We start from the raw sequence: 12,632 nt of genomic DNA on the forward strand, positions 1-12,632 counted from the left end.
TAAAGATATTCGTCAATGGCCGGGGCTGTGGGTTTGGGTATTGGCCCGGAGGGAATCAGGGAAGTCGGTTTTGGGTCAAATTTAATATTCTGCTCCACCCGTGCAAATTTGGTATCATCGCGCTCTATCGCTGAGATTTCGTATTTATGCAGATCAGCTTCCCGGTTAGATAGAACTCGAAATACTCGAGGTTCAACATTTGTAGCTGAAACAACCCACATTGCTCCGCTTTTTGGTATCTGTGGCAGGGGTTCAGACAGATCAAGCGTATCGGTTTCGCCTGGTGCATTGACCACCCTGGCATCAAAGACAGTTTTGTCGGGCAACACCACCGTCAGCACATACCCCTCGCCCTCATCGATGATAATGGGCGCATCAAGCACCACCTGCGAAACCGAGGCACTCTTGAGCCGCCCTCCCATGCGCACCCCAGCGACCGCCGGGTCAGCCACCTCGATCAAATTGCCAGGCTGTGCGTCCGCAAAATCCAACCCCGCAACAAAAGAAACAGTTTCTGTTTCACTCTGTTCAGTGTCTAAAATCCACTTTCCCACACGGTACGCCTGCCCGCGTGACGTGCAGCCAAATGCAACAACGTCCGTAGGATTCCATCCGTATCGGGCCATCCCTTCCGCGTGCTCTACGACTTCCACCGTAGGTTTGTACCCGTCTTCGGGGTCGTTCCACGTCACAAGGACGGCAGTGTGCCGGGCCGAAAGGCCGGTACCCTGATACTGAAAATCACCGTTCTCCACGTTGGCAGGCGCAACAACATGCGTCGGCGTGTCCGGTTTATCCTGCGAAAAAGTCACTGTGCCGGAACCCCAAAAACAAAGACCACGACAAACCGAAATCAACGTGTTGACAACATGATAAGCATCTTCGCGAGTTTGCAAGACGCAATTAAGGCGAAAGCGCGGTTCCATGCCGCCGAAGCCGTCGGGCACCAATTCATCGCAATACTGCGCAATCTCATACATGGCCCACTTGTCCACTGCCGTCAGACCAAGACCATAGCGGTCGTTGCGCATCATGTCATAGACGCACCACGCCGGGTTATCGGTCCACGCCAGTTTGAACGTGCCATCCCACAGACCAGCAAATTCCCGCGTTTCCGGGTCGTAATTGCTCGGCACCTGGACCTTGATGCCCTTGATGTCAAAGGACACGGACGGGATGGCATTGCCGAACTTCTCGGCATCAATAGCCAGTCCCATGACTGCCGTGTCCGGGTAAATGAGCTTGGCGTCGATAATCGCAGTAAAGGCGGAAAAGGAGACTTCGTCACGGATCTTTGACGACTCGGTATCCTCGGAGACACGACGCATGCGGATATCCCACGGCGCACTACCAGTCAGGTCAATACGATAGGCCCGTTCATAGGGTGACATGGTTTTGCCGGTTATCGTATCGGACACCCGTTCAATCCAATCGCCACCGGATGCTCGAACATCAAAGGCGATATCCACAGAATATTTTACAAGGTCGCCGTCCTCTTCCTGCTGCATCAACCCCTGCGGCAACTGCACCCGAACGCGTACAGCATCAACGTCTGGGTTGACGATGGTACGCGTGACCGGCGTGTCATGAACGACTTGGGCATTGACGTTGGTTTCGCTTTCGATAGCCGGAAAGCCGGGGATGTATTCCTGATCGGGTGTACCTTTGCGTTCCCACCAGGTAACGCCTTCAAAATTGAGAATGCCGTTTTCGTCTTCCAGCGGGGTATTATCAAAATAGATGGACTTGGCTCCGGCGACCAATCCGAAAATTTCCCCTTCGCTAAGGACACCGAGTCCTCGCGTGGTGGCCTTACTTCTCAGGTCGTTCGCAGCTTCTATCGGCGTATGCCCACCACCGCCGCCACCGCCGCCACCGCCAGAACCTGTAATTTCAAGACGCTTCATATCTGCTCAACCTCCACGCCGCTTGATACCAGCGTCCATCCAACGCGATGCCGTCCATATACCACCGGCACAGGTCCACCCTGTTCCGTGGTATTTTTCGGACCGGTGAACAGAAATGAAGGCCGTTCGTCCACGTCTTCGCGATCTCCGTAGCCGCTTCCGAGCTTGGGAACCGGAGTCAACGCCTGTGCAATGCCAGACACAGCCATCATCGCTCCCATAGCGGCAAGACTACCATAAGACACTGACGCGCCACCGACAGAAAATGCCGACGCAGACATGCCACCCGCCGCGCCACCGGTATAAATAGAGGCAATGACAATGACCACGCCTATAACGATTTGAGCTAAACCGCGCCCGCTGGAACCGCGCACAGCCGGGGCGATATGCAGGTCCGATGCACCAAGCCCCAAGGCAAGCATATCTTGATATCCGTAATCTTCGCCCTCATCGAGCGATTCCCCAGCAATAATATGCCACTCCCCGTCGCGGATCATGGACAAAAAACGCTTGCCAAAATTAGCAGCAAAAGCTCGCACGGCCTCGGTGGGCGTAGCAATATCAAGCCGAAATTCCGTACCAAACGTCTCGCCCAGATAGCCATGCAAATAAACGGTCCGCATCACGATTGTACCCTCCGAATGATTGTACGCACATGCTTGCGCCAACGAATGTACGGTTCTTCGCGAGACAACCGGTTTTGCAAGTGATGCAAAAGCAGTCCGTTGCCCACGTAGATCCCACAATGATTAACCTTGCTGGAACAAACCTGCATTAACACGCCGTCACCCAGCTTCGGGTCGTCATCCACGGCACGGAAACCAATGGCCTCGACCCCTTCCATAAACCGGTTGTCCTCGTCGCCGTCCCACCACTCGTCAGAGCGTTCGAGGTCCGGCAAGACAACATCACGATGCACCCGCAGCCAATCCCTGAATAGAGTGTAGCAGTCCGCCGCCACAGGTCGAAAAGGGCGTCCCACAAGCGGGGCGATCGGCGTATCCCCGCCCCAAAAAAACGGAGATTGCGGCACTTGACCAATAAACGGAACGATGCCCCATGCCAGTCCCATGCGCAGTTGTTCCACCTGATCCACATGGCTCGGCCAATCCGGTCCCTTAGGATGGGAGTGGATAACGGCTTGCACCTCTCCCTTGCGGCTGGCCGCAACAAACGCCTGTGGCGCAATTCGAAAATCGTTAAGCGGATCGTCCGCCGTGTTCTCTCGCGGCAGATATTCACTGTCCACGACCAGCCCGCAGGCTTCACAAGGAAATTTAGCTCGCGCATGGTCCATGGCTGCCGTTATGACTTGCTGATCAAACATTACGCCCTCGTTCGAGCCACGCCAGGGAAAGCCCGCGTGGGCAACGGTTGATGAGGAAAACGCAGCTCACAATCGGAAAGCCGCTTGCCACATTGATCTTCCCCCTCCAAACAGGGCTTGCCAGCGCGGTCAAAACAGCCTCCCCCGGTGTACGGACACGTCGCTTTGGAATAGTCGAATGCGCAACCGGTCCACCGGCGGTAAATATGCGTACAGGTATCTCGCAAGATCTGCCGACCAGGTAGTTTCTTGCCCTCCTGATCCATGGACGCTGCAAGCTCCCACTCAATAAAAACTTTATTTTGAACAATCTTGCGGTCGATATTATAGATGTCCGGCGGGAAGTGAACGTTAGGGTCGGCCTGCGGCCCGCCATCCAAATACTTGGAAAAAGTACGCCACCGCGTAACCTCCGCGCCAAGCAAATCACCGGACTCACGCACCACGCCGAGCAAAGCCGTCTTGATGTGAGACACGCGAAGCGTCGGACGCGGAAGCGATCCCTGCCCATTGACCTCAAACCCTTCACCCTCAAAATCAAGCGGCATATATACATTGCCTCTCCATCGCACAGGCTGCCCTTGGTCCGTCGCCTTAACAAAATGATAAACATCTCCACCAATGCCGGTGGCATCAATGTCAAAAAGATGCACCAGGTTGCCGGGCGAAGCCTTTTGAACGTCGCTATTAATCAAGGTCAAAAACCTCCTGAAAACTCGCTTTAAGAGAATCAAATGGCCCAATTTGGCGATCACGACTCCATTTTTGGCATACCCACTTTTGTGCCGCTTCTTGGTGAGGAGCTGTCCAGTAAAAAGCTTCTGTCCCCTTTCGACCCTGGAAAAAAGCCTCAATCAGATCAGCTTCCGATTTGACCAACTTGGACCAAGTCAAAGACATAGAACATGAAAGTGAATTCAAACCGCTAGGAGTCCTCTGACTATACCCATCGCCAAATGTAAGAGTCTTAACGTTGGCTGCAGAACTTCTGGATGCAGGATAATCCGGCGAAACAGGGGGAACAAACGTCATCAAATTCATACTCGCGGGCCTCCGTTCAGTTGACCTCCTGGCCGCTGAGCCTGTCGCATCTTGCCCGACCACCACACGTCAAACTGCCGCTCCATAGCCTTTGCCGCATCATCAAGATAAGTAGAATCCTGATCTCTGTTTCCGCTCGGTGTCGGCAAAGAAATATCGGCGTTAAAAACAAATGTTGCCCCACCGCCAATAACCCCGGCCACATTTTTTTGCTGCATGGCGTTGAGAATAAGTTCCCCCTCTTTGCCGATAATCGGAACTTCGCGAGGTCCTAAAATGCCACCACCATGAAATCGCGGAGCACCCTTAAACAAATCTACAGGCGCAATCCGTGCTGGGGCTGAGCCGCCAATCACACCACCATCATGAAAAATAGAGGAAACAAATCCGCCAAGAGTTCCAAAGAAATCAAATCCACCAGCTGAATGGCCTCCCAAAACCATGCCCTCTATCTGGGCCATACCCAAATCAAGCAATTTCCCAATAAGTTGATCCAACAAATCATTCCCAGTGGACAAGGAATCCATTAGTCCATTTTTTACACTCCCAAAGACCGACTCCGCCTCATCGCCGAACTCACCAAAGGCATCTTTCCACTGGCTGACATTGTCCTTGACCTTGTCGGTCAATTTCTCAATTTCCTTCCCTTTCCAAAAATCGGCATCAGCCTGGGATATACCATCGGCCAACATTTGCTGATATTGCGCTTCGATTTCCTGCCGCTTGACGTACTCCTTGCCAAGCCGAGCTTCATCAAGCTGAAGCCTGTAGTCTGCCAGCCGCTTCTCACGCGCCTTGATTTCGGCCTCTGCAATACGAACGGCCTCCTTCTCCAAACGGGCCTTCTCAGCGGCGGCTTTCTTGTCTGCAGCCTCCTTTGCTTTTTGCGCCTCTTCCTCTTTCCTTATTTGCTCTTGAATTTCATAATCGCTGGCACGAGAATCCGCTGCTTTCTTGCCCTGATCCTTGATGACAAACATGTCACGCATCTCCCCGCCTTCCTGCAGGGCCTCGATGCGATGAAGCTGTCCCTCCAGCTCCTCCAATTTTTCTTGAGCCGCATCCAAATGAGCACTCTTGCCTATCCAGGCATCCAACACAGGCAATTCGACAGCTTCGTCGCGCATTGCTTCGATCAATCTCTTTTGATTGGCAATGGATGCTTCCAGCAAGGCAACCTGTTCGTCCCCAGAAAATTCACCGAACGTGTCCTTGACCGCATATTGAAGTTCTCGGATAACGCCAATAAGCGCATTGACCCCGTCCATGGCTGCATCAGTGTTGGACATGGCTTCTTTCAAGTCCCGCCACTCGTAGGACAACGTGTCCAATGTACCGAGTAAATTTTTGGCTTCACCTTCGGCGGCTCCTCCGAATTGTCCCCGCAGAACTTCCAAAATTTTGGCCTGTGCCCCGGCGATATCATTGGCATCTGCCATCGCCTTGATGACTTCCTCTTCCGTCTGAGTAAAACTCACGCCCACCCGACGCATGGACGTCAATCCCCTGATAGGATCCTCCAGGGCCTTGCCGAGCATCGTCGTTGCACTGGTCAAAGATTGACCCGTGACCGCGCTCATGTCCTGAGCCAATGTAATGGATTCACGAAAAGTATCACCGGACACGGACTTATATGTCTGCATGAGATTGATAGCGTCCATAATCTCATTTCGGTCACCCAAAGTTGCGAGATCTCGCTCACGCGCCAGATTATCCAATTCACTCGCGGTCAAACCCGCCGCATACCCCGTGGATTTGAGCAAAGCCTCGGTCCTGCCGAGTCGCCGCTCCCACTCAGCCATCTCCATGGTCCCCGACACCAAACCAGCCGTCATGGTTCCGATGGCAGCACCAACAGCCAATCCGGTCGGGCCAAGCCGCCCAAGAGTCGCGCCAAACATTCCGGTCTTACCGGACGCACTCTCCATGGCCTTGGACACATCGTTGGCCGCGCCTTTTCCGGCCTTGCCAAAACGGTCCCAGACCGTAGTAGCCTTCCGGCCCTCGGTCTGGGTCTTTTTCAAATCCTTATGGAGCTTCTTGAACTCTCGCTCGGATTTATTGATCGCCTTGATCTGAGTCTCGATGACAGCCATGGTCGCCTCTTAGTCAGGACAGGTGGAACACACTTTTTCAAGACCGTTGCCGAACTTTGCCCGGCACTCCTCAACATATTTTCCGTGGCAGTAACCGCCCACGGGTTGGTTCTTTTTCGCCTTGCGCTCCGCCTTCCAGTCCACACCCATAAATTTGAGTACGGCCTGCTGGAACACGGCCTCACGAACACGAACCTCCAGACAGCCGCCTATGTCGCCATATCCGAATTGCCAGAGGATTCGAACTCGCTTGAGGGGGTCACCTCCTGCGAGTTCGGCAACATGTCGCTCGATGGTGTCAAGGGCATCTTCCCAACTTCCTGGACCTCTCTGGCAATCTTCGACGGCAGGATCATCCCTGCCACCGAATTCGTCATACTGCCCGCCATCAGAAGCTTTTCCGGAGTCGCCCCCGGTTGGCCGAAAAAATCGTCCATGACCTCCAAAGACAAATCCGGCCCGGCTTCCCAATCCACAACACGAGCAATGGATTCAAAATCTCGGTCCATGGGATGTATGCCTTTGGGTGTAATGAGATGCGCCACAAACAACCCGGTTTTGTCCTTGAGAAAAACTTTCAGATCCTCAGTGTTGCTCACCGATTCACCCGCTTCCCGGCAAAAAAAAGCAATATCGCGCAACACACCGAAAACCGGGCGCATCAGCTCGTAAACTTCGCCATTAATTTCATACGTCTTTGTTATATATTTGCTCATACTGTCCGCCTAAAAAAAGACCATGCGCAACTCATCATCGCCCGCATCATCACGCTTGAGTTCAAAGGATTCATTGTAAATAACCGTCCCTTCACGATCGCCATAGGCAACAGAGGTACGCTGAACCTTGGGCATGCACACATAAATCCGATTACCCGGCACCGAACCAAGCAAAAAGGACAACTCGGCCAAGGCACCGTCCATCCATGCCTGCCATGGATTGTAGTCATTCAAGGCCTCGGATTCTGGGTCAAAAGACCCGGCAGGTTTGCGACCCGTGATGTTAAAGGCACGCAACCCGTCCGGTGCGTTCAAATCAGGCGCTTTGGAGACAGTGTTCGCCATGTCCAAAGATATCGAATTGACGCCAAAAGGCGCATGGCTGCCAACCTTCAAACCCATGTTGACCACCAAAGGTGCGTTGGTTTCCAAAAGGGTTGGAGTAGGATTGACCTGCTGCACAGGATCATTCCACCGGCCACTGACAGAGAACTCAATGGTCGGCTTTTCGCTCGTGGGTAGATTCAGGGAAAAGGTAGTACGCGCGCCGGACACGGTAAACTTATGGCCGTCGTGATAACGCACAGCGGTCATGGACTTCATTTCGTCCTTGACCGAGGTCGGCATGTATTGAAAACCGCTCACGGGCACGACCGTGGAATTCGATGTGGCCCCGGAGGTGCCGCCAGTCAATGTTTCGCCGGAAGCAAAGTCACCAGTCAGCGGTTCCAAAAGTAGTCCACCGCCCACGTTAGCGACGAGCACGCCGGTTGCATCCGAGGTCCCGCCCGTGACGATCTCGCCGCGCGCAAAGGTTCCGGTCACAGTGTCGCATGCCACGAACTCAATACTCGTGCGCTTCATGGCTCCGGCGCGGAGCATGGTGTCAAATTCGGGTGCCTTTACGGTACTGCCATCGATGCCACCGCCGCGAAACTCACAGGGCGCGGTCAAAGACAGTGATTTTTGACCGATGGTATCCGACTCGTTGGACAGGGTAGCATTTAGCCTGGCCGAACCGACGACCTGCCCCTCTGGCGTGATGGCTCCACCGTCCAAAATAAGCACGGCGTCGGTTGCCGGATCAACGACCTCGGCCACGCCTTCCGTGGTCTCGATTTTGGTCAAGAGTACCTGTTTTTTGGTCAGCATGGTTTCCTCCTAAAGATTGATGCGCCGGGTGGTCCGCACCCGGTACAAATAAAAACTCATGAAATATTGCCCCCAGGCCACATCGTCCGGGAGATACGGGTCATGCTCAAAAGAAATACCCGCGTTGAGCAAAGCATCTGATGCAACACGCTCTACCAATGCCGACAGCTCATCCAAAGCCGCCGCTGCCGGAATGACAAAAATATTTGGAGTCGATTCGACATATCCGGACTCCCCATCCACAAACACCCCCATCGGCATGGCGTGTTCGATCTGATGTACATTCTTATCGAGCTGAGCATGGGTAAACGGCCCAAACCCGACAAAAGGACATTCTGTTGCGGGAGGGAGATTACCCGGATCAACCTCCCGAAAGACTTTCAACGTCTTGCCCGGGAAATTGCTAGCCACGAAATCATCAATTTCCGTGGACGTAACAAGGGCCAAAGCCACCGCTTGTCTGGCCTCGGTAAATTGTTGCTGGCTCATCCCCTCAACCTCTCAACTTTCTGCAAATTTTTGTGATACAAACGATTGATCCCCTGCCTAAGAATTTTCTCCAGCCGCGAGTTGATACTCTTTTTCAATTTGCGATGAATCATGCCTCGCTCCATCAAGCCGATGAACCCAACGCCGAAGAGTTGTTTAACAGGGAGACGTTTGGCCCCTTTTTCTCTCTTGAATACGCCGACATGACCTGATTTCATTTTTGCCAGAAAAGACCCTTTGAGGATTTTACGAGTGCCGTGCTTCTTGATCTGAACGGACACACCTTCCTTGGGCTTTCTGGTTCCTAATCTGCCAGGACGCACCGGGTAATTGCCCAAAAGGGGCAATCCTTTTTTGCCTTTGGCTATAAGACGGGCAACTGGCCGGTCCTTAGTCCCTTTGACTACGCGGATATTATCCCGCACGGATTTGGCCTTGAGCATAAGGTGTTGACGAATCAACCTGACAGAATCAGTCCGGGCACCATCCGCAGTTCGGTTGACAGCATCCCTGATAATCGTTCGGCTTCCCTTCTCAATGCCTTCAATGGCTTTGAGCAACTTTGGCACGCCCTTGATCTCAATGGATTTGCCCTTTGCCATTTCTACTTCTCCACTGAAAACTTTCTGGTTTTCCCACACAAAAGCGCGCGCTGCAGCCCTTCCCGGTGACCGTCGGCATAACCGGCGTAATCCAAGACCTTCCATTCTTCGCCGTTCACAACAAAAATTCCCGAAGGACGCTGCGGAAAATCGGTCCATAATACCTTGATGATGGATTGTTCCTGCTCACCGTGACGAGTTTCAATCAGACCACCATACTGAAAACGGACAAGACACGGCACCGGAGCGGACGGCTGCGGTCCTTGATACGTTGCAAGAACGCCAAAACGGTTGAATTTATCGGAATAGGCCGCGGAAAAAATCATTTGGAGCCTCCGAAAATATCCTTCACACCCTTGATCGTTGCAGGCAGGTAATCACCGATTTTCTTGACGCCAAGCACTGCCGCAATAATCCAAAAGGTAATTTGCAGAAACCAGTCCGGCAGCAGCTCCCAGGCCTTGATAACCTTCCCAGCTCCTTCAGGATCAACACCGGACCAAATAAAAAATCCTATCCAGGCAAAAAACAACACGTCATCTTTCCAACCAGCATTTTCGAGCTGTTTCATTTCCCATTGGTGGTTGAATTCACGATCCGAAGCAGCCAGACGAATGCGATTTTCATGCACAGTCTTTTTAAGTTCCTGCTTCCGCTTGATGGAGTCAGACACTCCTCCAATGATCATTTTCCCTAGACCAATCAATCCGGCAATAATGACAGGTGCAGGCATGGCTATGCGGCCTCCTCGTAAATATTCAACGAAAATTCATCGACACCTTCCAACATTTCCATGAACTGAGCATGTGCCGCCCTGCTGTTCCAAACAGCAGGCACATATTCTTCGCGGGTCAAGCCGAGCAAAACACAACCATCTGTGTTCTCGACAAAATTCCCCCAGTGAAAAAGGATATGCGTCCGGCCTTCCACGCCCACAATTTCAAAAGTCTCGCCATACTTGGGAGAAATCACACAGCGACAAATGTAGTCGCCCACCGGGATGCAGGAAATATTGGTTTGATTGTCGAGCCACGGATTTTCCAAAGTGCAGAGAACTTTCCGTTCGCCCAGATCGTCAACGATAAAAAGTTCGCCGAGACTGGCCAGCTCGTCGCAGATGTCACGCTTAATGAACATTTTCTCAATCATGATCAATCCTCGTTAAGTATGTCCTCCTGCTTCTCAGCAGGAATGCCCGAGTGAACAATGATGGCTCTCAGCATCTTGAACTGTGTGCGTTGCCCTGATTTGATGCTCTGAATATCCTTTCCGAACTGCTCCCGCTCTATGCAAAGTTTTTCCCGCTCAGCCGAGCACTGCCCCCGCGTGACAAAGGACCGCGAGAAAAGAAGACGAACAAACACCGCTGAGACCAAAGAAAACAATCCCGCGATGCTCATGGTTTCGAGTGCAGTGAAGGTCATTGTCAGTCCTTGTCTTTTCCCTCTCCTAGGACGGACCGGCATGAAACGGTGAACCGGACCGCCCCTCGGGAGGTAGGAAGGTATGGTTTAGGCGTTGATTGCCTCTTTAAGATTGTTCTGAATTTCAACAATGGAATCTTTGAGACTGGGGTCATCGGGATCAAGGCCAAGCACAGCCTCACTCAGAGAAGTAATACCCTTCTCAGCCTGTTCAACACGAGTCTCAGCCTCCTGGAGAGCCTTGCGGACCTCCTTGGCTTCGGCCTGAGCCGCTTTCACGGCATTGGATTCAACAGAATCCACGTCAACGACCTTGGACGGGTCCATAGCCTGACCAGCCGCGATCATCTCGTCGGCTTCCTTGACTGGAATAGACACGACCTTGCCCGGAGGGATGGTCTTTCCGTCCTTGACCAGGGAAACACCCAGCAGAATTTTCTTTTTCTTGACTGCCATGACACCCCCCTAGACGACTTTGACGTACACGAATGCGTCAGGCTGTTTATTCCAGGGAAGGGGCCGGGTCTCAGTAATCTGGTCAAGCTGAGAGGGATCTTTTTTGAGGTCCGATTTGGTAAAGTATTCGGTAGGGCCGTCGCACTCCAGATCCGTCGGACGACCGAATTCAAGAGAATTCTCGGCATCCGTGCATCCCAGAAGAATATAGTCCGGTTCCATCAACTTCACGGGGGAGTCGTCCACATCGTGGTAGGTGCCCCCATATCGGAAAACATCCACCCCCTGCACATGGCCTTTGTATGCTTTGCCAACCACTGGGGCATAGGCACCGGATTCAATACGTCGATTATCCAGTTCAGCTTGAACAGCGGCGTTGTTACGGAACGCCTTATGAGCATTGGTACCCATAATACAAACGTCAGGACTCAACCCACAGGCCTCCACAATAAGGTCCGCCCATTCTTCCAGATTCTCCAACGGATTAACTCCGGAATCATTCCACTTGGAACCGGCGCTCAAAACAATAATGTGGGTAGCAGGCATACGGAAATCAATCTCGAACTGAATGTTGTCCTGGGTCACAATGATCTTGCCACCGCACAAGGACTTGGAGGCCATGTATTCGATAGTGATCTCGCACCGGTCCTTGACCTCCTGCAGATCACGAGAAACCTTTGTTTCCACCCGGTCATCAGCCACGCCAGGCTTGACAAGGGGAGGTTCTCCTGGCTTGGAAAAATCCAGCAGATCGGAAGCCTTGAACGGCACTTTGGGGCGCAAACGAGGAGTCTTGACAATCTGTGACTCCTGTTTGGTGCCTTCCACGATAGTGCCACCCTCGACATCAGAGACAAAGGGAATCAGCTTTTTGCCCCCCACGATGGTGTGGATTTCGGCGGTGGATGTATCCAACGTATTACGGCTGGATTCGGGGAAAAACAGGGACTTGAACAGCCCCGGTTTCTTGGGGCGCTTGTTCATGACCCCGGTCAGGGTCCGCCTCTCGAAAGTAACATGGGTATCCATGATATAATCTCCTTATTTGATGTAGACGCCCTTGGCTTCCAAAACGTCCTTGGCCGCCAAAATCTGGGCGGCGTTTGCATCGGGGTCGAAGGTCAGGCCTATTTCAAGGAATTCACCATGACGGTAGGCCACACTCTTTTCATCTCCGGAAGCAGGCACATTCACAGTCTCGGCCAGAATCAAATCAGCATTCTGGGAACCATCTGAGGCGCTGACGTCCCATTCAGTGTGTTTGTCGGAAGCTGTCACCTTACCAAGCACGGTACCGGCTTTCACTTCCCGCACCGTTCCACTGGAAAGAAGCGTGAGTGGCTTCATCAACACAGGATGATCGCCCACGAAACGAACCTGCTCCAGAGAGGTATAGCTGCTATATTTACGAGTCACGATTCA

The 12,632-nt window shown here is 52.7% G+C and carries 17 protein-coding genes; all 17 read right to left on the reverse strand.

Features of this window, described 5'->3' with window-relative positions; all coding sequences use genetic code 11:
• Positions 1–1,907, reverse strand: a 1,907-nt coding sequence (locus GO013_RS11225; protein WP_163811158.1) for a phage tail protein, incomplete at its 3' end; no start/stop codon positions are given.
• Positions 1,904–2,533 (reverse strand): tail assembly protein, encoded by a 630-nt coding sequence (locus GO013_RS11230; protein ID WP_163811159.1) that lies wholly within the window; start codon positions 2,531–2,533, stop codon positions 1,904–1,906. The genes GO013_RS11230 and GO013_RS11225, both read right to left, overlap by 4 nt.
• Positions 2,530–3,234 carry an NlpC/P60 family protein gene (locus tag GO013_RS11235; protein WP_163811160.1) on the reverse strand — a complete coding sequence of 235 codons (705 nt, stop codon included), beginning with the start codon at positions 3,232–3,234 and terminating at the stop codon, positions 2,530–2,532. The genes GO013_RS11230 and GO013_RS11235 overlap by 4 nt, the downstream gene beginning before the upstream one ends.
• Positions 3,234–3,929 carry a phage minor tail protein L gene (locus GO013_RS11240; protein WP_163811161.1) on the reverse strand — a complete coding sequence of 232 codons (696 nt, stop codon included), beginning with the start codon at positions 3,927–3,929 and terminating at the stop codon, positions 3,234–3,236. Before GO013_RS11240 ends, GO013_RS11235 begins: the two co-directional genes overlap by 1 nt.
• Entirely contained in the window at positions 3,922–4,275 is a 354-nt protein-coding gene (locus GO013_RS11245) for a phage tail protein (protein ID WP_163811162.1), read from the reverse strand. Before GO013_RS11245 ends, GO013_RS11240 begins: the two co-directional genes overlap by 8 nt.
• A complete protein-coding gene (locus tag GO013_RS11250; protein ID WP_163811163.1) occupies positions 4,272–6,371 on the reverse strand; it encodes a phage tail length tape measure family protein in 2,100 nt (699 codons plus the stop codon). The genes GO013_RS11245 and GO013_RS11250 overlap by 4 nt, the downstream gene beginning before the upstream one ends.
• A gap of 209 nt (positions 6,372–6,580) precedes the next feature.
• On the reverse strand, positions 6,581–7,087 hold the full coding sequence (locus GO013_RS11255) for a hypothetical protein (RefSeq protein ID WP_163811164.1): 507 nt from the start codon (positions 7,085–7,087) through the stop codon (positions 6,581–6,583).
• 9 nt (positions 7,088–7,096) lie between these two features.
• Complete coding sequence (locus tag GO013_RS11260) at positions 7,097–8,239, reverse strand: hypothetical protein (protein ID WP_163811166.1); 1,143 nt, start codon at positions 8,237–8,239, stop codon at positions 7,097–7,099.
• 9 nt (positions 8,240–8,248) lie between these two features.
• Positions 8,249–8,728, reverse strand: a complete 480-nt coding sequence (locus GO013_RS11265; protein ID WP_163811168.1) for a hypothetical protein — start codon at positions 8,726–8,728, stop codon at positions 8,249–8,251.
• A complete protein-coding gene (locus GO013_RS11270) occupies positions 8,725–9,330 on the reverse strand; it encodes a phage tail protein (RefSeq protein WP_163811170.1) in 606 nt (201 codons plus the stop codon). The genes GO013_RS11265 and GO013_RS11270 overlap by 4 nt, the downstream gene beginning before the upstream one ends.
• A gap of 2 nt (positions 9,331–9,332) precedes the next feature.
• Positions 9,333–9,656, reverse strand: coding sequence for a hypothetical protein (locus tag GO013_RS11275; RefSeq protein ID WP_163811172.1), 324 nt, complete (start codon positions 9,654–9,656; stop codon positions 9,333–9,335).
• Positions 9,653–10,063 carry a hypothetical protein gene (locus GO013_RS11280; RefSeq protein ID WP_163811174.1) on the reverse strand — a complete coding sequence of 137 codons (411 nt, stop codon included), beginning with the start codon at positions 10,061–10,063 and terminating at the stop codon, positions 9,653–9,655. Before GO013_RS11280 ends, GO013_RS11275 begins: the two co-directional genes overlap by 4 nt.
• 2 nt (positions 10,064–10,065) lie before the next feature.
• Positions 10,066–10,479 (reverse strand): DUF5675 family protein, encoded by a 414-nt coding sequence (locus GO013_RS11285; protein ID WP_163811175.1) that lies wholly within the window; start codon positions 10,477–10,479, stop codon positions 10,066–10,068.
• 2 nt (positions 10,480–10,481) lie between these two features.
• Positions 10,482–10,754, reverse strand: a complete 273-nt coding sequence (locus GO013_RS11290; protein ID WP_163811177.1) for a hypothetical protein — start codon at positions 10,752–10,754, stop codon at positions 10,482–10,484.
• Between the two features lie 87 nt (positions 10,755–10,841).
• On the reverse strand, positions 10,842–11,210 hold the full coding sequence (locus GO013_RS11295; protein ID WP_163811179.1) for a hypothetical protein: 369 nt from the start codon (positions 11,208–11,210) through the stop codon (positions 10,842–10,844).
• Positions 11,211–11,219: 9 nt separating this feature from the next.
• Positions 11,220–12,239 carry a major capsid protein gene (locus tag GO013_RS11300; RefSeq protein WP_163811181.1) on the reverse strand — a complete coding sequence of 340 codons (1,020 nt, stop codon included), beginning with the start codon at positions 12,237–12,239 and terminating at the stop codon, positions 11,220–11,222.
• Between the two features lie 12 nt (positions 12,240–12,251).
• Entirely contained in the window at positions 12,252–12,626 is a 375-nt protein-coding gene (locus GO013_RS11305) for a head decoration protein (RefSeq protein ID WP_163811183.1), read from the reverse strand.
• Positions 12,627–12,632 lie beyond the last annotated feature (6 nt).

Origin of the sequence: Pseudodesulfovibrio sp. JC047 (assembly GCF_010468615.1) — a bacterium.
Classification (GTDB): domain Bacteria; phylum Desulfobacterota; class Desulfovibrionia; order Desulfovibrionales; family Desulfovibrionaceae; genus Pseudodesulfovibrio.

Coding starts and splice junctions, on each gene's coding strand:
- GO013_RS11235 (WP_163811160.1), bottom strand. CDS start 3,234: ATGTTTGATCAGCAAGTCATAACGGCAGCCATGGACCATGCGCGAGCT.
- GO013_RS11245 (WP_163811162.1), bottom strand. CDS start 4,275: ATGAATTTGATGACGTTTGTTCCCCCTGTTTCGCCGGATTATCCTGCA.
- GO013_RS11250 (WP_163811163.1), bottom strand. CDS start 6,371: ATGGCTGTCATCGAGACTCAGATCAAGGCGATCAATAAATCCGAGCGA.
- GO013_RS11255 (WP_163811164.1), bottom strand. CDS start 7,087: ATGAGCAAATATATAACAAAGACGTATGAAATTAATGGCGAAGTTTAC.
- GO013_RS11260 (WP_163811166.1), bottom strand. CDS start 8,239: ATGCTGACCAAAAAACAGGTACTCTTGACCAAAATCGAGACCACGGAA.
- GO013_RS11265 (WP_163811168.1), bottom strand. CDS start 8,728: ATGAGCCAGCAACAATTTACCGAGGCCAGACAAGCGGTGGCTTTGGCC.
- GO013_RS11270 (WP_163811170.1), bottom strand. CDS start 9,330: ATGGCAAAGGGCAAATCCATTGAGATCAAGGGCGTGCCAAAGTTGCTC.
- GO013_RS11275 (WP_163811172.1), bottom strand. CDS start 9,656: ATGATTTTTTCCGCGGCCTATTCCGATAAATTCAACCGTTTTGGCGTT.
- GO013_RS11280 (WP_163811174.1), bottom strand. CDS start 10,063: ATGCCTGCACCTGTCATTATTGCCGGATTGATTGGTCTAGGGAAAATG.
- GO013_RS11285 (WP_163811175.1), bottom strand. CDS start 10,479: ATGATTGAGAAAATGTTCATTAAGCGTGACATCTGCGACGAGCTGGCC.
- GO013_RS11290 (WP_163811177.1), bottom strand. CDS start 10,754: ATGACCTTCACTGCACTCGAAACCATGAGCATCGCGGGATTGTTTTCT.
- GO013_RS11295 (WP_163811179.1), bottom strand. CDS start 11,210: ATGGCAGTCAAGAAAAAGAAAATTCTGCTGGGTGTTTCCCTGGTCAAG.
- GO013_RS11300 (WP_163811181.1), bottom strand. CDS start 12,239: ATGGATACCCATGTTACTTTCGAGAGGCGGACCCTGACCGGGGTCATG.